The sequence below is a fragment of the Marinomonas posidonica IVIA-Po-181 genome (assembly GCF_000214215.1).
GTDB classification, from domain to species: Bacteria; Pseudomonadota; Gammaproteobacteria; order Pseudomonadales; family Marinomonadaceae; genus Marinomonas; species Marinomonas posidonica.
Genome location: NC_015559.1, coordinates 1,754,783 through 1,775,911 on the forward strand (window position 1 = coordinate 1,754,783; position 21,129 = coordinate 1,775,911).

The 21,129-nt window shown below is 44.4% G+C and carries 17 protein-coding genes; 10 read left to right on the forward strand and 7 right to left on the reverse strand.

Annotation, left to right across the window (positions count from 1 at the left end):
- Positions 1-15 precede the first annotated feature (15 nt).
- From MAR181_RS08255 to MAR181_RS08290, 8 genes are all read left to right on the forward strand, one after another.
- Positions 16-846, forward strand: coding sequence for a 2Fe-2S iron-sulfur cluster-binding protein (locus MAR181_RS08255; protein WP_013796140.1), 831 nt, complete (start codon positions 16-18; stop codon positions 844-846).
- A 21-nt stretch (positions 847-867) separates the two neighbouring features.
- Positions 868-2,217 (forward strand): exonuclease subunit SbcD, encoded by a 1,350-nt coding sequence (gene sbcD / locus MAR181_RS08260; protein ID WP_013796141.1) that lies wholly within the window; start codon positions 868-870, stop codon positions 2,215-2,217.
- The gene (locus MAR181_RS08265; RefSeq protein WP_013796142.1) at positions 2,214-5,906 is read left to right on the forward strand and encodes an AAA family ATPase; all 3,693 of its coding nucleotides are present in this window, start codon (positions 2,214-2,216) and stop codon (positions 5,904-5,906) included. The genes sbcD and MAR181_RS08265 overlap by 4 nt, the downstream gene beginning before the upstream one ends.
- 270 nt (positions 5,907-6,176) lie before the next feature.
- Positions 6,177-6,902 (forward strand): septum site-determining protein MinC, encoded by a 726-nt coding sequence (minC, locus tag MAR181_RS08270; protein WP_013796143.1) that lies wholly within the window; start codon positions 6,177-6,179, stop codon positions 6,900-6,902.
- Positions 6,903-6,953: 51 nt separating this feature from the next.
- Positions 6,954-7,763, forward strand: a complete 810-nt coding sequence (gene minD, locus MAR181_RS08275; protein WP_041651698.1) for a septum site-determining protein MinD — start codon at positions 6,954-6,956, stop codon at positions 7,761-7,763.
- Between the two features lies 1 nt (position 7,764).
- Positions 7,765-8,019, forward strand: coding sequence for a cell division topological specificity factor MinE (gene minE / locus MAR181_RS08280; protein ID WP_013796145.1), 255 nt, complete (start codon positions 7,765-7,767; stop codon positions 8,017-8,019).
- Between the two features lie 171 nt (positions 8,020-8,190).
- Positions 8,191-9,414: a cytochrome-c peroxidase gene (locus MAR181_RS08285; protein ID WP_013796146.1), complete on the forward strand. Its 1,224-nt coding sequence runs from the start codon at positions 8,191-8,193 to the stop codon at positions 9,412-9,414.
- Between the two features lie 99 nt (positions 9,415-9,513).
- Positions 9,514-10,569 carry an aldo/keto reductase gene (locus MAR181_RS08290; RefSeq protein WP_245546228.1) on the forward strand — a complete coding sequence of 352 codons (1,056 nt, stop codon included), beginning with the start codon at positions 9,514-9,516 and terminating at the stop codon, positions 10,567-10,569.
- A 141-nt stretch (positions 10,570-10,710) separates the two neighbouring features.
- On the opposite strand, the gene fusA is transcribed toward MAR181_RS08290, so the two are convergent.
- The 5 genes from fusA to MAR181_RS08315 form a co-directional block, all read right to left on the reverse strand.
- On the reverse strand, positions 10,711-12,795 hold the full coding sequence (gene fusA, locus MAR181_RS08295) for an elongation factor G (RefSeq protein ID WP_013796148.1): 2,085 nt from the start codon (positions 12,793-12,795) through the stop codon (positions 10,711-10,713).
- Positions 12,796-12,976: 181 nt separating this feature from the next.
- Positions 12,977-14,149: a cation:proton antiporter domain-containing protein gene (locus MAR181_RS08300; RefSeq protein ID WP_013796149.1), complete on the reverse strand. Its 1,173-nt coding sequence runs from the start codon at positions 14,147-14,149 to the stop codon at positions 12,977-12,979.
- A 14-nt stretch (positions 14,150-14,163) separates the two neighbouring features.
- Positions 14,164-14,820 carry a TIGR04211 family SH3 domain-containing protein gene (locus MAR181_RS08305; protein WP_245546240.1) on the reverse strand — a complete coding sequence of 219 codons (657 nt, stop codon included), beginning with the start codon at positions 14,818-14,820 and terminating at the stop codon, positions 14,164-14,166.
- A gap of 126 nt (positions 14,821-14,946) precedes the next feature.
- Positions 14,947-15,423, reverse strand: a complete 477-nt coding sequence (locus MAR181_RS08310; protein WP_013796151.1) for a DUF934 domain-containing protein — start codon at positions 15,421-15,423, stop codon at positions 14,947-14,949.
- Complete coding sequence (locus MAR181_RS08315) at positions 15,407-17,068, reverse strand: nitrite/sulfite reductase (protein ID WP_013796152.1); 1,662 nt, start codon at positions 17,066-17,068, stop codon at positions 15,407-15,409. Before MAR181_RS08315 ends, MAR181_RS08310 begins: the two co-directional genes overlap by 17 nt.
- Positions 17,069-17,337: 269 nt before the next feature.
- Between MAR181_RS08315 and nfuA the strand changes: the two genes are divergently transcribed.
- Positions 17,338-17,919, forward strand: a complete 582-nt coding sequence (gene nfuA, locus MAR181_RS08320; RefSeq protein WP_013796153.1) for a Fe-S biogenesis protein NfuA — start codon at positions 17,338-17,340, stop codon at positions 17,917-17,919.
- Between the two features lie 99 nt (positions 17,920-18,018).
- Here nfuA and MAR181_RS08325 read toward each other — a convergent pair whose 3' ends face one another.
- Positions 18,019-19,095 carry a 3-deoxy-7-phosphoheptulonate synthase gene (locus MAR181_RS08325; RefSeq protein ID WP_013796154.1) on the reverse strand — a complete coding sequence of 359 codons (1,077 nt, stop codon included), beginning with the start codon at positions 19,093-19,095 and terminating at the stop codon, positions 18,019-18,021.
- A 109-nt stretch (positions 19,096-19,204) separates the two neighbouring features.
- A complete protein-coding gene (locus tag MAR181_RS08330; RefSeq protein WP_013796155.1) occupies positions 19,205-19,966 on the reverse strand; it encodes a sulfite exporter TauE/SafE family protein in 762 nt (253 codons plus the stop codon).
- 108 nt (positions 19,967-20,074) lie between these two features.
- Here MAR181_RS08330 and cysB point away from each other — a divergent pair, with 108 nt between their 5' ends.
- Positions 20,075-21,049, forward strand: a complete 975-nt coding sequence (gene cysB / locus MAR181_RS08335) for an HTH-type transcriptional regulator CysB (protein ID WP_013796156.1) — start codon at positions 20,075-20,077, stop codon at positions 21,047-21,049.
- The last annotated feature ends 80 nt before the right edge of the window (positions 21,050-21,129 follow it).

Genomic DNA, 21,129 nt, shown 5'->3' on the forward strand with positions numbered 1-21,129 from the left:
TGGTTAGGTTAGACCATGAGTTCGCAAGGACTGACGATAAGTTTGAATGGTAAGAAGGTTCGTGCAGCGTTTGGAGAAAACCTACTGTCGGCGTTACTTGCCAATCAATGCGATGTTCATTATGGCTGTCGGGCGGGGGCCTGTGGCGCATGTCGTTTATACGATCAAAATAACGGTGAATCACTTTTAGCCTGCCAAACCCAGCTTGTGTCTCCCATGTCACTGACCACACAACCTGTGTCATCAAACATTCCTTTTGCCCTGATTTCCAAAAAATGGCTAGATGAGGCCAGCATTGAATTAACCTTAATGGGTCCTAGTGATGAATCCTTTGGGGATCGCCTGCGTTTAGCATTTGATCAAGATGGCTTGACTGAAGAATTCATGGCTTTAAATGCGGCTGGTCAAGCGTTGACGCTGGTGTTGTCAAAACCGCATTTATCTACAACTGACTGGCAACAGGCTTTGAATCTTACGCCAGCTGATCGTGTTTTTTTGCAACTTCAACAGGGCGTTCGAAAAGGTCGTTTGTTGTATGAGTTAGGGGTAGATCATGGCTCTTGGCTAGTAATTTTAGCGGCGGAAAATGCGGCCTATGAAGGACATTGGCGAGAGGTACTTGCTAACGTGGATTGTCATTTATTGGCGTGTTGCACTTTATCCGATGAGTCTGAGGGCTTAGCAGAGCAAACGGATTTGAAGGAAGCCTTTGCGCATGTTTTAAGTAAAACCAACTCGACTGATTTAAACATTCTGTATCATGGTCAAAAACGTTCTCTGCAACAATGGGATACCTATTTAAGGCCATTACGTATTCGAACCCGTCAGCTGCATTTCGTGCGCTGAATAATCAAATTAGGTTACCAAATGAAGATTTTACACACCTCAGATTGGCATTTGGGGCAGCATTTCATGGGTAAGTCCCGTCGTGACGAGCACAAAGCTTTTATTGATTGGTTGCTGGTTTTAGTGGAAAAACAAGCCATTGAGGCAGTGATCATCGCGGGGGATATTTTCGATACTGGCTCGCCGCCAAGTTATGCCCGTGAAATGTACCACCAGTTGGTGTTGGACATGAAAGCGCGAAGCTGTCAGTTGGTGATTGTGGCGGGGAATCACGACTCGGTGAGTATGCTGAATGAATCGAAAAGCCTACTTTTTTATCTTGATGCGCAAGTCACTAGCCAAGGCAATTTAGATGACCTTGAATCTCATGTTATTCCCTTAAAAGACAAAACAGGCGAGATCGGTGCATGGGTGTGTGCTGTGCCGTATTTGCGCCCTAAAGATGTGATGAAAAGCCTTGTAGGTCAGTCTGAACAAGATAAGAAGCACAGTTTGCTCGAACAAATTGGCGATTTTTATCAGCAGGTGTTTGATTTTGCTTGTGAGAAAAATCGAAACCTTAAAACCCCCGTTCCAATTATTGGCACTGGGCATCTTACTGCCATGGGCGGACAGGCAAGCGAGTCGGTTCGTGATCTTTATGTGGGCACGTTAGAGGCTTTGCCTACGTCGGTATTTCCTAAGTTTGATTACCTTGCTCTTGGGCACATTCACAGGGCCCAAGCGATTACTAAGGATGGCCGCTTTCGTTACAGTGGTTCCCCAATTCCGTTGAGCTTTGATGAATTAGGCCGAGAGAAATCCCTTGTTATTGTGGATACCGATGCCTTTGGTGAACAAGGACCGGTGATGGATTTGTTTGAGGAAAGCCAAGAGCCTATTCAACTGGTGCCGATTCCTAATTTTCAGTCGCTGCAAAGTATTAAAGGCAACCTAAAAAGCCTCTTGAAACAGATTGATGAACTCGAGCTGACGGTAAGTGCTTCTTTCTTTAAAGGGAAAAGTCTTTGGTTGGAAGTGACTGTGATTGCCGATGAATACTTAAGCGATGTGCATAAGCGGCTGGTGGAAGCCATTGCAGATAAGCCCATTGAGTTGCTACGGGTAATGAGAAAAAGCGCCATTGAACAAAAGAATGAAGTGTTTGAATCTCGTCAAACCTTGTCTGAATTAACGGTAAAAGAGGTATTTGAGAAAAGCTTGCAGCTGAACCTTGATGTGGAGGATGAGGAAGCCGTCACATTGACTGAGTTGTTTAATCGCTGCTTGATCGAAATGGAAGAAAGCCAACAAGAAGCGGACCAAGATTTGTTTGAGGCGACCCCGGCAACAGAGACGAAAAAGTCAGTTGAGAAGGAGAAGCCAGCATGAAAATTTGTAAGCTTCGTCTGAAGAACATTAATTCCCTAAAAGGTGAATGGGAAATCGATTTTACCAAAGCGCCGTTTGATGACGCTGGTGTGTTCGCCATTGTTGGTCCAACTGGGGCGGGTAAGTCGACCTTGCTGGATGCCATTTGCTTGGCTCTGTATCACGAAACGCCACGCTTGAAAGTCTCACCCAGTCAGAATGAATTGATGACGCGCCATACGGCTGAATGTATTGCGGAAGTGGAATTTGAGATTAAAGGCAAAGGTTACCGTGCTTTCTGGGGGCAGCGTCGAGCACGTGGCAGCAGTGACGGTAAGTTACAACCAATGACCTGCGAGTTGTGTGAGCGGGATGGCAGCATTATTACCACTAAGATAAACGAGAAAATAGAGAAAATAGCAGAGATCACAGGGTTAGATTTTTCTCGTTTTACTAAGTCCATGTTACTGGCGCAAGGGGGATTTTCGGCCTTTCTCAATGCGTCTGCTAATGACAGAGCGGAGCTGCTGGAGGAGTTAACGGGCACGGAAATTTATGGTCAGGTGTCTCAATGGGTATTTGAAAAACATAAATCTGAACGTCAGAAAATTGCGCAGTTAGAAGCGGTGAATGCTCAACGTCAATTATTGAGTGACGAGGAGTTGCAGGCGCTGGTTGAGCAAGAAAAGACGTATTCTGCGCAAGAGAAAACACTCTCGGAGAGCGTAAAGCAGCATAAGCAACATTTAGACTGGCGTCAGGCCGAGGCAAGGCTTGCAAAGCAGTTGGCTATGCATACTCAGCAACATGACGAAGCGGTTGCGGCTGTGGAGGCATTTAAGCCGAAGCAAACTGCATTGGACAATGCCGCTGTGGCGAATGCTTTGCTAGGTCAGCATCAGAGCCTGAAAGACGTGCAGCGCCGAGTTGTGGAACTTGAAACGGAGCAGACAGAGGTTTCGAAAAAACACCTTGAGCAGAACCAGGTTTTTAAAACGGCAGATGAGCATACCGAGCAACGACAGCAGACCTTTGATGAACAAACGGCTCAATGGGAAGCGCTGAACGAAGAGATAGCGAAGGTGATTCAGCCTTTGGTGTCTCGTCGAGACAGTGTTAATGAACAGCTGATGGAAGCCAATAATCGTCGCCTTGTTATAGAACAAAAGCATGCAGACAGCCTAAAAGCGTTAGAGCAGAAGAAAACCAAAGCGAACGAGGTTAGGTTGGCGGCGCAGCAAAGCCAGCAGAGTTTGTCTGAATGGCAAACGCCAGAAAAGATTGAGGCGCAAGTTACTAACTGGTTGTATCAGCAAGGGGCAATTCAGGCGCTAGATCAAACCCTAATGGGGTTATCGGCGGAGGTGTCTAGTGCCAAAGAGTCTCTTGATTCGGCTTTGAATTCATTTGCCGCCAGTAAAAAAGGCGTCGAACAGCAAAAATCCAATACCGCCGCCATGGAAGGGCAATTGAAAGAGCGGGTGGAGGAATTTCTTGGCTTATCCTCTGGTCGAGAATGGGGGGATTGGCAAGAGCATTTCCGTCATGAGGAAGCAAAGCAGCAAAAAGCTGTGGAGCTAGTGAGTCGCTATGAGTCTTATCAAGCTAAGTGCCAACAAGCTCAAGAAATTGATCACTCTATTGGTGAGTTAAACAATCAACTGGCGTTGCAAGAACAGCAGCTGGTTCAGCAAAGACTGACTTACAAAGAGAAAAATGCCCATTTAAACGATTTAACCAAGCTGGTGGACGCCGAACGTCATATCCTTGTGTTGAATGAATTACGTGTTGCACTGGAAGATCATCAGCCTTGTCCCTTGTGTGGTTCCCATGAGCATGAGTTGGGTCAGGCTTGGTATCAAGAAGTGAACCAGGAAAACCAACAAAGATTGGAGCAATTGAAGTCTGATTTAGATGAATTGGTACAAGTTGGGCAAGGGTTGAAGGCGAATCAGCAGGTGTTAACCCGTGAGCTGGAAATGCGACAGGATCAACGCCTTACGCTAGTGAGTGAGTTATCAGCAACGGAGGCGGAGCTGCTGGCATTGTTAAATGGCTTGATGGTCAGTGATCCGGTCGAAGTGTTGGATGGTAATCATATTTCAAGCTGTGTCGATAGGGTTCAGCAAGCTTGGAGCCATGTGAATGATCTGAATGTCATCTTGCTCGAAAAGCATCAGCAGCGTGTGGCATTAGAAGAGCAATTGACCATGAGTCAAACTCAACTGCAACACATGACCTTGCAACTTCAGGAGTCGGAATCCCAAGGTCGCTTACTCCGTCATACCTTAGAGTCAAAACAGGCGGATCATCAAAAAACGGCTTCAGAGAAAGAGCGTATTCACAGTGAGTTGATGACTTCCCTTGTAGAGGCTGAGGTGCCGGAGCGTTATCTGTCTTCGCCATTGAGTGAAAGTCTTCTGGCCTTGCAAACGTCTTTGCAGACGTGGCGAGAAGCCAAGGCGAATTATGATACGCAGGTTCAGCAAGAAGAACAGCTTGCTTATGAGTTAGTGTCGTTAGAAGAGCGAGTCAAAGAGAGTCAGCTTCAGGTGAATGAGGTGGTGTCACTAGTGAGCGAACAGGCCAACACCTTGAGCGAATTGGATACAGAGTTAGATAAAAGGCTGAAAGGCAAAACGTTGGCGGCATTCCGTGCTGATGTTCAGCAAGCCTTGATGCAAAAACGCGAAGAGTATGACGCGGCGGTAAAAGAGCGTGAGCTGGTTCAAACCAAATTGGCGACATTGTCGGCAAGTTTGAAAGCAATTGAGAAGTCCCTTGTTTCCCTGAAAAAAGACCTTGAACTTGTGGATTCGGTTTGGCAAAACGCGTTGCAAGAGAAAGGCTTTGGAAGTGACTTAGATTGGCAATCTGCTTGCCTGTCCGAGGCTGAATTTACCTTGCTGCAACAGCTTTCTAGCGATTTAAAGGACGCCATAACCCGCCAAACCGCCTTGCTAAAACAATCGGAACAAGCGTGTCTTGAGCATGCTCAATCCAAGCCTAAAAATGATCCGCTTGATAGTATCGCGCTTGATGAGCTAGTGGCTTCGGTGGAGCGTATTGAAAGTCAGCAACAACAGTTGAATCGCAGCTTGGGAGAGGTTTCTCAGAAAATACGTGAAGAAGTGCAACGACGTGAGCAAGCGCAAGCGTCCGCAGAGGAACTCAATGCTTTACGTGAAGAGTTGGTACATCTTGATCGATTGAATCATTTAATTGGTTCGGCTGATGGTGCTAAGTTCCGTCGCTTTGCGCAAAGTCTAACACTGGATCATCTGGTGTATTTAGCCAATCAGCATTTGGTTATTTTGCATCGTCGTTATCAGTTGAAAAGACAAGCAGAGGCCTTGTCCTTGGCGGTGGTGGATACTTGGCAAGCGGATGTTTCTCGCGATACTAAGACCTTGTCGGGTGGGGAGTCTTTCTTGGTGAGTCTGGCTTTGGCTTTGGCGCTGTCGGATTTGGTGTCTCATAAAACCAGTATTGATTCATTGTTTCTTGATGAAGGCTTTGGCACCTTGGACAGCGAAACCTTGGAATCGGCCTTGGACGCCTTGGACAATTTGCATTCATCAGGAAAAACCATTGGCATAATCAGTCACATTAGTGCGTTGAAAGAACGAATTCCTGTGCAAATTAAGTTAACGAAACAAAGTGGTTTGGGGGTGAGTCGATTAGCGTCAGAATTTGCCGTCACAGATTGATTATCTATGGTGCAAAAGTTTTCCCCAGATTAATGGGAACAAGTATGTAAGTAACTTGTAAAATATCAATAGAATCATAACGTTAAAAGATCGCTCATTATTGAGCACACAAGCCACATGAGGCACTATAAGGGAGCAAGTGATCGTGTTTCTTTATTGTAATTTGCGTTTCTTTCGTCTGTGGCCTTGGTAGAATGCTGCGCTATCAAGGTCATGCTGTATTTTTTGCGTATGTGGCCATGTTTAGACTGTTAAATAAGGATACTGTAGATGACTGATTCTGGCTTCCAATTAAAAGGAAGTGTGGTTACTACTATTTTATTGGAGATTCACTCGTTTTCATTAGAGGGAATCGTCATTCAATTAGAGAAAAAAATTGCGCAAGTACCAAACTTCTTTAATCAGGCACCGATCATAATTGATCTGTCAAAGATGAAGCGCGGTATTCGCATTGATGAATTTGAAGCATTGATACAAGCCATTTCGCCACTTGGATTAAGTGTCATAGGTTGGCGCTGTGATCCTGATGCTCTGCCGGTATGGCATGCTCAAGTATCGATCGCTTTATTGCCTGCCAGTAAAGCTCGTGCGATTAATATGGCACCAATAACCTCAACCGATGTCAGTCCAGATGTCGTAGTAAAAACGATCGTTGAAGAAAAGTTGGTTCCACAAGCGACAAAAGTGATTACTAAACCCATTCGTTCAGGTCAGCAAGTGTACGCGGAAGGGGATTTGATTGTGCTAACGCAAGTCAGTGCCGGTGCTGAAGTGTTGGCTGATGGCAATATCCATGTTTATGGTGCTTTGCGTGGCCGTGCTTTAGCTGGCGTCAAAGGAGATTCAGCAGCGCGAATTTTTTGTAAAAGTATGGAAGCCGAGCTGGTTTCTGTTGCGGGTAATTTTATGCTGAGTGATGCATTGCAGAAGATCGTTTGGAAAGACAGTGCTCAAGTGTATTTAACGGACGAACAATTAGAAGTGGTTCCGTTGTAGTTTTATAGATTAATTAAAATGGCTTATTTCGAGTCATTGGAGGATAAAGCATTGGCAAAGATTATTGTCGTTACCTCAGGTAAGGGTGGTGTTGGAAAAACAACGTCGAGTGCAGCAATTGGTACTGGCATTGCAATGAAAGGGCATAAAACTGTCATCATAGATTTTGATGTGGGTTTACGCAATCTTGATTTGATTATGGGCTGTGAACGCCGAGTGGTGTATGACTTTGTGAATGTCATCAATAAAGAAGCGACGCTGTCACAGGCATTGATTAAAGATAAGCGTACCAAAGGCTTATTTATTCTGCCTGCGTCACAAACCAGAGATAAAGACGCGTTGACAATCGAAGGGGTTCAAGGCGTTCTAGAAGAGCTTTCTAAAGAGTTTGATTACATTATTTGTGATTCCCCTGCAGGTATTGAGAAAGGGGCTCAGATGGCTTTGTATTTTGCTGACGTTGCGATCGTCGTAACGAATCCAGAAGTGTCTTCGGTGCGAGATTCGGATCGTATTTTGGGGATCTTGCAAAGTAAGTCGAAACGTGCGGAAGAGGGTAAAGAGCCAATCGAAGAGCATCTTCTTTTAACTCGTTATCATCCAGAACGTGTTGCGCAGGGTGAGATGCTGAGTGTGTCGGACGTGGAAGATATTCTGGCCATTCCATTATTAGGCGTTGTTCCAGAGTCCGAAGCCGTTTTGAAGGCATCGAACCAAGGTACACCGGTAATTTTAGAGACTGACGCTGAGGCAGGCATGGCGTATACCGATGCTGTTGATCGCTTAATGGGAGAAGAAAAACCATTACGCTTTTTGGACGTTCAAAAGAAAGGCTTTATTAAGCGCCTGTTAGGAGGTTAGTGTGGGTATTTTTGATTATTTTAAAAGCAAAGCTGAGCCAAGCTCAGCTTCTGTAGCAAAAGACAGACTGCAAATAATCGTCGCGCATGAACGCACTAAACGACAGCAGCCTGATTATTTGCCGCAAATGCAGCAAGAAATTATCGATGTCATTCGAAAGTATGTGCAAATTGGCAGTGAAGATGTGCAGATTCAGTTAGACAATACGGATGAATGTTCTGTTTTAGAATTAAATGTGACCCTTCCTGAACAATAATACGTATTCATTTTAGGTTGGCCTAGGAGGCATTTATCACTTTGTTTGATATACATCGTGGTAAGTGCTTCGATAGGGCGAAATTAAGTAATAATGATTGTCATTATTTTACTGAGTTTTGTCTTGGGTGTATCATGCCTTTCAAAGTGAAAACAAAATGCTGAGTAGTCAATGATTTTTCGAATTTCTTTGGGCATAACTGCCGCTATTTTATTGGCTGCTTGCAGTGAGCCAAGCCAAGTTGTCAGTCAAACTAAAGTGGTTAAGCAGGTTAAAACGCCTCAGCATAAGGCGTCTAAAGAGTTGCCTATCCCTGTGTCAGATCCAAAAGCCTTGTTGGGATCACAGTTATTTTTTGATACCAATTTATCAAAAGAGCGAAATCAATCTTGTGCAACATGTCATGCAATCGCCACGGCGTTTGTTGATAAGCGCATTGAGGCTTTAGAGGGTGCGGTATCCTTGGGCAGTGATGGTCATTCAATGGGTGGCCGTAATGCTCCAACGGCGGGTTATGCTGCCTTTTCCCCGGCTTTTCATCAAATGTCTAACGGCGAATACCGTGGTGGACAGTTCTTGGATGGCCGAGCTTCAGGATTGGTGGAACAAGCTCAAGGCCCATTCGTAAATCCGGCTGAAATGGCTTTGCCAAATGGTGATGCTGTTGTTCAGAGGGTGAAAGAAAGCCCTCAATATCTACAGTCCTTCAATGCCTTATATGGTGAAGGGGTCTTGGATGATCCTAAAGCGGGCTATGATGCCATTGCTGATGCCATCGCTAGCTTTGAGAAAACCGAACTCTTTATGCCATTCGATTCAAAATATGATAGAGCGTTACGTGGAGAAGTGACATTGACGCCGCAGGAAGAATTGGGAAAGACCTTATTTTTCTCACAACAGTTTACCAACTGTAATGCTTGTCACCAATTGAATAGCTCACCCTTAAATCAGCAAGAAACCTTTACAAATTACGAATACCGAAATATTGGTGTGCCTGCGAATCCGGCCTTAGTTGCGCAGAACGGCGGTGCCATTGACCGTGGGTTATTGGATAACCCTGATATCAATGATCCTAAGCAAGCGGGTAAGTTCAAAGTTCCTTCTTTGCGAAACGTCGCGGTGACAGGGCCCTATATGCATAATGGGGTGTTTAAAGATCTGCGTACTGTGGTGTTGTTCTATGACAAATATAACAATCCAACGCGTACGATTAATCCAGAAACTGGAAAGCCTTGGGCAGAACCGGAAGTGGCGGACAATATTGACTTTGTCGAGTTGGAAAAAGGTCCAGCGCTTCCTGATCAGCGAGTTGATGCGATTGTGGCTTTCTTGCAGACACTGACCGATCAACGCTATGAGTCTCTATTGGAAGGCTCCAGTGCTGCTGAAAATTAGCTTTTAAATTAACGCTCTTCTTGTTTTCATTGATAAAACTGGTCTGATGGCCAGTTTTTTGTTTTCATGGGTACTTTCTTTTTCCTAAGAAGGATGTGAATGATGAAATATATGTCATTAGGGCGAACGGGGTTAGAGGTTTCAAGGGTTTGTTTGGGGACTATGACCTGGGGAACTCAAAACACGCAAGCGGATGCAGATGAGCAGATTGAATATGCTTTAGATAACGGCGTTAACTTTATGGATACGGCAGAGATGTACTCTGTGCCTCCGTCACCACAGACTTACGGTAAAACTGAAACCATTATTGGTGATTGGTTATCTCGACATCCTTCTAAGCGTGATGATTTTGTTTTGGCTACCAAAATAGCTGGGCCGGGATTGAGTTATGTGCGTGATGGTGGTCCTATTACTGGACAGGCTGTGATTGATGCAGTGGATGCTTCATTAAAGCGGCTGCAGACAGATTACATCGATTTATATCAATTGCACTGGCCTAACCGTGTGTCTCCTCATTTTGCCAAACACTTTCCAAACCGGATTCGTTTTACGAATGTGGATGGTGCAGAGCACTCTAATCAGATGTTGGATATTTTGCAGGGCATCGATGCGTGTGTAAAAGCAGGCAAGATTCGCCATTTTGGTTTGTCTGACGATACCACGTGGGGCATTAACGAATATATTCGTTTGAGTGAGCAGCACAACTTGCCAAGAGTGGCATCGATTCAAAACGAGTTTAGTCTATTGCATGCCAAAGATTGGCCTTACCTAGTTGAAAACTGTGTTCATGAAGATGTCGCCTATTTACCTTGGTCACCATTGGCCGCAGGGGCGTTAACAGGTAAATACCTTGGTGGCGCTCGTCCTGCAGGGAGTCGATGGAGTTATGAGCAGCGTAACGGTACTTTCCGTGACACCCCCTTGGTCGATAAGGCGGTTTCAGCGTATTTAGACGTTGCTAAGGCTTATAATATGACGCCAGCACAATTGGCATTGGCCTGGTGTGATCAAGTGGATGGTGTAACTTCGACCATTATTGGGGCGACGTCATTAGATCAATTGAAAGAGGACATGGCTGCCTTTGACATGGCCCTTAGTGAGCAGGCATTAAAAGACATCATGACGGTCTTTAAAGAGTATCCTGTGCCTTTCTAAGGCTTTCAGTCCTTTGTCATAGATGAAAAGCTGGCCGCATGTTATGTGTCCAGCTTTTTTATTGCTTCACTGTCGACAAGCTAAAAGCAATAGAGCAAAAAAAAACCGATGCAAGCATCGGTTTTTTTTGCTCAAGAAAGATTATTCTTGGCTTTTCTTCTCTTTTTGCGCAGCAATAACCGTTTCAGCTACGTTAGAAGGACATGGTAGGTAGTGAGAGAACTCCATAGAGAACTGACCGCGACCAGATGTCATTGTACGTAGTGAACTGATGTAACCAAACATTTCAGAAAGAGGAACGTCGGCTTTAATACGAACGCCAGTTGCACCTTTCTCTTGGTCTTTGATCATGCCACGACGACGGTTCAAGTCACCGATTACGTCACCAACGTGATCGTCTGGCGTGAACACGTCAACTTTCATGATAGGCTCGATCAACTGAGGACCCGCTTTCGGGATAGACTGACGGAAAGCGCCTTTAGCGGCGATTTCGAAGGCAATAGCAGAGGAGTCAACTGCGTGGAAACCACCGTCGAACAACTCAACTTCAACGTCTAGTACAGGGAAACCTGCTAGAACGCCTTCTTCCATCATAGACTTAAAGCCTTTTTCTACTGCTGGGAAGAATTCTTTCGGTACGTTACCGCCCACAACAGAAGAAGAGAAGGTGAAGCCAGAGCCTAGCTCGCCTGGTTTGATGCGGTAATCGATCTTACCGAATTGACCAGAACCACCAGATTGTTTCTTGTGCGTGTAGGTATCTTCAACTTCTTTCGTGATGGTTTCACGGTAAGCAACCTGTGGTTGACCAACAACTAGGTCTACACCATAAGTACGTTTCAAGATATCCACTTTGATGTCTAGGTGAAGTTCACCCATACCACGTAGGATTGTTTCGCCAGAATCTTGATCAGTTTCTACACGGAACGTTGGATCTTCTGCAACCATTTTACCAATTGCAATACCCATTTTCTCGTTACCACCTTTGTCTTTAGGTGTAACAGAGATAGAGATTACAGGCTCTGGGAATACCATGGCTTCAAGCGTACAAGGGTGCTTAGGATCACAAAGAGTGTGACCAGTTTGTACGTTTTTCATGCCTACGATGGCCATGATATCACCCGCTTGCGCGCGACTGATTTCTTTACGGTCATCGGCTTGCATCTCAACCATACGGCCAACACGTTCTGTTTTGCCTGTGAAGCTGTTTAGAATTGTGTCGCCTTTGTTGATCACACCAGAGTATACGCGTACGAAAGTCAAGGCGCCGAAACGGTCATCCATGATTTTGAATGCAAGTGCTTTGAAAGGTTCGTCAGCAGAAACAATGGCTTTTTCGCCGTTTGCATTACCTTCTTCATCCGTAAGATCTTGTGGAACAACATCTGTTGGGCTAGGTAGGTAATCAACTACTGCGTCAAGAAGAAGTTGCATGCCTTTGTTTTTGAAGGCAGAACCACAGTAAGTTGGGAAGAACGCAAGGTCACGAGTACCTTTACGGATACAGCGCTTAAGGTCTTCCATTGAAGGCTCTTCGCCTTCCATGTAAGCCATCATTAGGTCGTCGTCTTGTTCAACCGCTGTTTCAATCAATGCTTCGCGGTATTCTTCAACTTGGTCAACCATGTCGGCAGGAACGTCTTCAACTTTGTAGTTTTCAGGCTGTCCACTTTCGTCCCAGATGTATGCTTTACGAGTCAGTAGGTCAACCACACCAACGAATTCATCTTCTGTACCGATTGGCAGAACCATCACAAGAGGTGTCGCACCTAGAACGTTTTTAACTTGGTCAACAACGCGGTAGAAGCTTGCGCCTAGACGGTCTAGTTTGTTAACGAAGATCAAACGAGCTACTTCAGATTCGTTTGCGTAGCGCCAGTTAGTTTCAGATTGTGGCTCAACACCACCAGAACCACAGAATACACCAACACCACCGTCAAGAACTTTAAGTGAACGGTATACTTCTACTGTGAAGTCAACGTGTCCAGGTGTGTCGATAACGTTGAAACGGTGGTCTTTCCAGAAACAACTAACCGCAGCAGATTGGATGGTAATACCGCGCTCTGCTTCTTGTTCCATGAAGTCTGTTGTAGATTCACCTTCATGTACTTCACCGATTTTATGGATAATACCAGTAAGTTTAAGAATACGTTCTGTTGTGGTTGTTTTACCCGCGTCTACGTGGGCAAAAATACCGATGTTTCTGTATTTTGATAAGTCAGCCATTACATTACTCTAAATAAGTGAGGACGAAATTTGCGCGTTATTATACAAGACTTCTTGATAAGAGTCAGGTATTTCGCGCTATTCTATTATATTTTGTGTGACTAAAGAAAGGGTTAGATTAAAGCATTTGATAATTGTTGGTTTCGTCTTGGTGAAGCCTAATAAAATAGCGTGTTCACCGTTAATCTCTCCTGAGTTTATCTGAGATGGCAATCGGCGTAGGGTAGTTTAGGATGACCACATAGGTTGAGAGTGCAAAGCTTAAAATAGCGGTTGCTTGAATAACATGGGATGCTTCTTGCCCCAGTAGACCAATGTTGGCTGCTAAATAGGCGATCAGTAGAGAAAACTCACTCACCTGTCCAAGGCGAAAGCCAACTTCCCAAGCGGTATTTGAATCTTCTTTCATGCCTTTTAATAGATAACGGAAGATAACTGGCTTAATCAGCATGGCGCCAACCGCCAAAATCAAGGCTGGCAAGATAACGGCTCCGAGTAAATCTAAATTGAAGCTGGCCCCAATAGAGAAGAAGAAAAGAATTAAAAAGAAATCCCGCAGTGGTTTTAGGTGTGTTGCTATGTATTGTGAAATAGGACTTGTGGCTAGACTTACGCCAGCGATGAAGGCCCCCATCTCAGCAGACAGCCCGGCAGTCTCGGCCAATACCGCCATGGATAAACACCAGCCGATAGACACCAAAAATATATATTCATGAAAGCGATCAAAGCGCGTGATCAACTTCAATAAAATGTATTTAACGAATAAAAAAGAGGCGCAGATTAAAAGTGGCAAGCCAATGAGGGGTTTTAAATAGTTCATAATGCCGGCATGGTCATTCCCGGACATGCTATATAAGACGAGCAGCACTGCAATGGCGATTAAGTCTTGCAGCAGTAATAAGCCAACGACCAATTCACCTGTGTGTTTATGATGTAATACCGTAGTGGGTAGCAGCTTGATGCATACTATGGTGCTAGAGAACATCATGGCCACACCAATAATAAGGCTTTCGATTTGGCTATAACCACATAAGAATGATACCAGATAGCCAAGTGCTGCAAATATTGCTGAGCTTAAAAGCGCCACCCAGGAGGCTTTCTTTAGCATATTAAGAAGGTGGCTGGGCTGCATATCCAAACCCAATAAAAAGAGTAGGAAAATGATGCCTATGTGGCTCATTTCGTCCATGAGTTTGGGTTCGTCAATTAAAGATAGGGCAGAAGGGCCGAGCAAGACGCCAAGGGCGATGTAAGCAATAATCATTGGTTGTCGAGTATACAAAGCGAGTGAAGCAACGACTGCCGCTCCAGCAAATATTAGGAAAAAGGAGTGGACAATCGAAACTTCTGTCATTTAATTATGCTCTCTTACCAGCTGCCTTTGCCTGCTTTTTTGCGTCTGATTAACGGGAGAAAGGCGCCAAGCAATAGTCCACCGAAGAGGGTGCCGACACCGATCATAAACCATTTTTGTTGGTGATTGTTCTGTAAATGAAGGCTGTTTTGTTTGGCAATGTCAGCTTGTTGTTTAAGGCTTTCTATTTGATAAGTGACGGTGTCATTTTGTGACACAATGATTTCGGCTTTTTCAGCAATGGATTGAACATTTTCAAGCTGTGCTTTTAATGCTTGGTTTTCCTGTTGTAGCTCGGATTGCGCCTCTAATAATGACGTTGTTTGTGCTTGGCTTTCTTTTAGCTCATTACTAATATTATTGCGACGTTGGATGGCTGTTGTAAGGCGTTTTTGCAATTCTTCTAAGTGATCACGAGTTACCATGTCGTCGGATAGGTAGTAATCAGCGACCCAACCTTCGGCACCATTTGGTGTGCGTACTTTGCTGTAGCCGTTAGATTGTTCTAAAACTTCTAACGGCGTACCGCTTTTGATTCCACGCTCGACGGCTCTGGTGCTATTGTCTTGTCCTTCTCGAATAGCCACAAACTGAATGTCGGAAACATATACGGTTGCCGCAGGAGCAGAAGCGGATAAAACACTGCCTACTAATAGGCTAATTAGGTGCATCTTTGTCACGTGTTATTCCTTTCACAATGAATCGATCTTTTACAACGATAATCATGACTTAGGCAAGACGCAATAGAAAAAGGCCATCGAAATGGCCTTTTATGTGACAAATAGTTAATAAGTCGTCTAGCGACGTAAAAATATTGGTCTTGGGTCTGCTACATCACCTTGGTAGGCGACTGAAAATGGTTTGTGTAGCAATAGTGCTTTTTCCAAATCCACTTCTTCTGCGAATTGAAAGCCATTAAAGCCAACGCGCAATAAATAGCCTAATTGATCTGGAATAAAGTCGCCGAGTGCTCTGACTTCACCTTGATAGTTGAAGCGCTCTCTTAGTAGGCGAGCATAGCTGAAACCACGACCATCTGCGAAAGCTGGAAAGTGAATACCGATGACATCAAACTGGTTTAGATCCACGTCGTTCAAGATGTCTGTGCCATCACCAGCTTCTAGCCAAATACCTGCAACGTCACCTAGTGTGTCTTTCTCGGCGAGCCATTTTTGCGCACTGACAATACTGTTTGCTGATATGACGGCTTCTGGGTCTTGTTGCCATTCGTATTGATTGTCGATGATGGCGCCATCTTTAATTAGTTTTGGCATAAGCAGCCTCCTTGAATGCGGCAATACCAACGCGACGGAAAGTATCGATAAAACGTTCTTCTGCCGAGCGGTTATCGACATAGACTTGCATCAATTTTTGGATGACACCGCTAATTTCTTCTTGAGCAAATGAAGGGCCTAAGATTTTACCAATGCTGGCATCGTGCCCAGAGGCTCCACCAATAGAAACTTGATAAAACTCTTCGCCTTTTTTATCAACCCCTAGAATACCAATGTTACCCACATGGTGGTGTCCACATGCATTCATGCAGCCTGAAATGTTTAGGTCAATATTGCCTAGGTCGTACAGGTAATCAAGATCACTGAACGTGTCTTGAATCTGTGCCGCGATAGGAATTGACTTAGCATTGGCTAAGGCACAAAAATCACCGCCAGGGCAGCAAATCATATCCGTTAGCAAACCGAGAGTTGGAGTGGCAAAGCCGGCGTCTTTGGCGGCTTCCCAAAGCTCAATAAGTTGGTCTTGACGAACATCCGCTAAGACCAAATTTTGCTCATGGCTGACGCGTAATTCACCAAAACTGAATTGGTCAGCTAAGTTGGCTGCTTTTTCCATTTGCTCTGCGGTCGCATCGCCCGGAGCTTGCCCTGCTTTTTTCAGGGTAAGGGTGACGATACGGTAACCCGCTTGTTTGTGTTCAAAAGTATTGCGCTCATACCAACGAGCAAAGCCAGCGCTGTCTGCTAATTTGCTTACTAAAACCTCTGGTTGATTCACTAGGCTCTGATATGCGGGTTCCGTGAAGAAAGAGGCTAGGCGCTCGAACTCACTCATAGGAACCGTACTTTCTGAACCGCGAAGGTGAGCCCATTCAGCATCTACACGGCGTCGGAATTCTTCAATGCCGAGTGCTTTTACTAATATTTTAATTCGAGCCTTATATTTGTTGTCGCGACGACCTTGTTGGTTGTAAACACGAATGATGGCATCTAGATAGGTTAGCAAGTCTTCGCGCGGTACAAATTCACTGATCGTGACACCAACCATAGGTGTACGTCCTAAGCCGCCACCGACAATGACCTTAAAGCCGATTTCGCCAGCTTCATTCTTTTTAATATGTAAGCCAATGTCATGTACTTGAGTTGCTGCACGGTCAGCCGACTCAGTTGCATTGACGGCAATTTTGAACTTACGTGGTAAGAAGGCAAATTCAGGGTGAAACGTAGACCATTGGCGAATTAATTCGCAATAAGGGCGTGGGTCAACGACTTCGTCAGAAATGACACCAGCGTATTGGTCGGTTGTGGTGTTACGAATACAGTTGCCACTGGTTTGAACAGCATGCATTTGAACGTCTGCCAGTTCAGCCAAGATGTCTGGCACATCTTCTAGTTTTGGCCAGTTCAATTGTAGATTTTGACGTGTACTGAAGTGACCGTAAGCTCTGTCGTAGCGACGACTTATATCGGCTAGTTTTCTAAGTTGTGTGCTTGATAGCATGCCGTAGGGAATGGCAATGCGCAGCATCGGCGCATAACGCTGAACATAAAGACCGTTTTGTAAGCGTAGTGGCAAAAATTCTTGCTCGCTGAGCTCTTCGTTCAGGTAGCGACGAGTTTGGTCGCGAAACTGGGCAACACGCTCTTCAACAAGCTGTTGGTCAATGGCGTCGTATTGATACATATTGAATTGAACCGTGATTAATAAAATTAAGTAAGCGAATACTAGCAAAAACTCTTTATTCTAAAAATGAATATTTATCTATATCTTTAGGGGTTTTCCTAATAAGGCTTATTCGCATATTTTTGTTGGGAAGGAGTCTTAATTGCTATTGATAAGCACTCTCAATAAAAAGAGGAAAAATACCTTAGTTTTTTACTAGGTCTTTGGTTTTATCTTTTAACTGAGTTAATATAAGCCTTATTAATCGTTACCTAGATTTAAGGTTGTATATGAACATTACTATTACCGACGCCGCTCAAGAATACCTTGCTTCTTTACTAGAAAAGCAGGGTGTCGAAGGTATGGCTGTGCGTATTTTTATCCAGCAACCGGGTACGCCATATGCAGAAACCTGTTTGGCTTATTGTCGCCCCGATGAAGTAAATGAAACGGATGAAATTCTGAATCTGCCAAAATTAAAAGTCTACATTGAGAAAAACTCAGTCAACTTTTTAGATGAAGCATTCGTGGATTACGCCACTGAGAAAATGGGCGGTCAGCTGACTATTAAAGCGCCTAATGCAAAAATGCCGAAAGTCACTGAAGACAGTCCGATTGAAGATCAGATCAACTATGTGTTGTATTCTGAAATCAACCCAGGATTGGCTGCACATGGTGGTGAAGTAAGTCTAGTGGAAGTGATTGACGGTGAAGTGGCTGTGTTGAAGTTTGGTGGTGGCTGTCAAGGTTGCAGTGCGGTTGATCTTACGTTGAAAGAAGGTGTTGAGAAAACCTTGATTGAAAAGGTTGCCGGTTTGACGGCGGTAAAAGATTCTACTGACCATACCGTGACGGATAACGCATTTATGTAAGTCCTAATACTTTTGAGTAAAGGTCTTTAAAGCTAAATCCAATAAAAAAACGCGAACCCAGGTTCGCGTTTTTTTATATCAAGTCATTAACCAAAAGAATTAGTCGCGTTGGCGTTTTGGTAATGCACTTCGAAGTTCGTTAGCCATTTGAGTTAAGGCTTTTTCGGTTGCTTCCCAATCGATACAAGCATCGGTAATCGAAACACCGTATTCTAGGTTGCTAATATCAGCGGGTACTTTTTGATTGCCCCAACCAATATTACTTTCAATCATTAACCCCATGATGGATTGGTTACCCGCTAGGATTTGCTGAGTAGAATCTTCCATTACTGTGATTTGGCGTTCAGGTTGTTTGTTCGAATTTTCGTGTGAGCAGTCAACCATGATGTTGTGTTTTAGATTGGCTTTCGTCAAAGCGGCTTCACTCAACGCAATGTTAGCGGCATCATAGTTTGGCTTTCCATTCCCGCCACGAAGTACTAAGTGTCCGTACGCATTGCCTTTTGTGTTAACAATGCTGACTTGACCATTTTCATTGATGCCAAGGAATGAATGGCCATGGGAAACAGATTGCATGGCATTAACGGCGACCGTCATGCTGCCATCGGTGCCATTTTTAAAACCAACAGGGCCAGATAGACCGGAGGCCATTTCACGGTGAGTTTGTGATTCTGTCGTACGTGCACCAATGGCTGACCAGCTGATGAGATCCTGAATGTATTGAGGTGAAATTGGATCCAATGCTTCTGTCGCCAAAGGTAGGCCAAGCTCAGCTAAATCAATTAATAATTTACGGCCAATACGGATACCTTTATCAATATCAAAGGTGCCATCTAGATTCGGGTCGTTAATCAAGCCTTTCCAGCCAACAGTGGTACGGGGCTTTTCAAAATATGCGCGCATGATTATGAATAGACTGTCATCAAGCTTTTCAGATAAGGCTTTTAGTCGCTTAGCATAATCCAGAGCGGCGTCAGTATCATGAATAGAGCATGGTCCAATCACGATGGCCAGACGATGATCTTTGCCGTCCATGATGTTTTTGATGGTGTCGCGAGACTCAGCAACATGATTGCTGACAGTATCGCTGATTGGAAGTGCTTGTTTCAGTTCACTTGGTGTTACCAAGGAATCAAAAGAAGCGATGTTTAGGTCTTCAAGACGCTTGTTACTCATTGCGGGGGATTCCTGCTTGCTGCTTTTTTAGTTATGGCGGACAACCATATCCTTTTTTTTAAATCGAATGAACCTTTGTTAGACGATTTTTCTCTATTTTTGGCTCTTATTAGAAGAAAAGGTATTTTACCCCAAATGAAAGTAGGGCGGTCGCTAAGATCGGCTGTAGTATTTTATTAGGAACATGGGTTGCAATGCGCGTGCCTAGGTAGATGCTAGGAATGGAGCCAATTAATAGTGCGGCCAATAATGTGTAGTCGACATTGCCTAAGAAAATGTGTCCTGTGCCGGCGATGAGGGTGAGCGGTACGGCATGGGCAAGATCGGTACCAACAATGTTTTTGGCGCGCATCAATGGGAATAAAAGCATCATGATGGCTGTGCCTAATGCGCCAGCTCCGACCGACGTGAGTGTTACTAATATGCCTAGGATAAACCCGCATACCATAATGATTCTGCGGCTTTTGCTTTCAGTGAAATTGAGTTTGAGAGACTGGATAAGCTTATTTCGAAAAAGTACAACAATGGCCGTTAGTGTTAGCATTAAACCTAGGCTTGTGGTGAGGATTTCTTGATAGTGATCGGGTTTATCGAATTGCGATAACAGCCAAATTGTCAGAATTGAAGCGGGGATGCTGCCTGATGCCATGGCAAATACGATGTTCCAATTTACATTGCCGCGTTTTGCATGCATCACAACGCCCGTGCTTTTGGCAATACCGGCATACATTAGATCGGTACCAACAGCGATGTGCGGTGGGAAGCCAAAAAGTAGCAGTAATGGTGTCATAAGCGATCCACCGCCAACACCGGTAATGCCAACGGCTAAACCAACTACTGCACCCGCAAAAATGTACCAAATAAATTCCATTGAATCGCCGTAAATAAATGATTTGAGCTGGCAACCTTAGAGCTTTTTCACTATTCTATAAAGTAATATTTTCTTATGTTTTTAACTCTTTTTAGAATAAGGTAGTCGATGAAGTTACAGCAGCTTAGATATATATGGGAAGTAGCGCGTCATGACTTGAATGTCTCGGCTACTGCGCAAAGTCTTTATACTTCGCAGCCTGGTGTGAGTAAGCAGATTCGCTTATTAGAAGATGAGTTAGGTGTTGAGGTGTTTGCTCGCAGTGGTAAGCATTTAACTCACATCACGCCAGCGGGTGAAAAAATTATTGCTTTAGCAGGTGAAGTGCTGAATCAAACTCAAAATATTAAACGTGTTGCCAGTGAATTTAGTGATGAGCGTAAAGGTTCTTTGGACATTGCGACGACACACACTCAAGCGCGTTACGCGTTACCAAAGGTTATTAATCAGTTTATCGAAGGATATCCTGAAGTGAGCTTGCATATGCATCAAGGAACACCTATGCAAATCGCCGAAATGGCGAATGATGGTGTGGTGGATTTTGCGATTGCGACAGAAGCGTTAGAGTTGTTCGGTAATCTTGTTATGTTGCCATGTTATACTTGGAATCGTTCTGTTGTCGTGCCTAAAGATCACCCATTGGCGAGTATGAGTGTATTAACGCTTGAGGCACTTGCGGCATATCCCATTGTGACCTATGTGTTTGGTTTTACTGGGCGCTCACAACTGGATGAGGCCTTCCAACAGGCAGAATTAGAGCCAAATGTGGTCTTTACAGCAGCCGATTCGGACGTCATTAAAACCTATGTGCGTCTTGGTTTAGGAGTTGGCATTGTAGCTTCCATGGCCTATGACGAGACTTTGGATGCGGATTTGGTTGCGCTTGATGCTTCCCACTTGTTTGCGGATAGTTGTACTAAAATAGGCATTCGCAGTAACACCTTTATACGGGGTTATATGTATAAGTTTATCGAGTCTTTTGCACCGCATTTGATTAAGGATGTTGTGATTGCGGCCATGGAAGCGCCGAATCGCCACGAAGTAGAGCAATTGTTTGAAGGTGTTGAGTTGCCACGACATTAATGATCTGGTGACAGCTTTGCTGTACATAAAAAAACCGCTGTTTATGGTGAATAAACAGCGGTTTTTTTATGTTCTCAAAT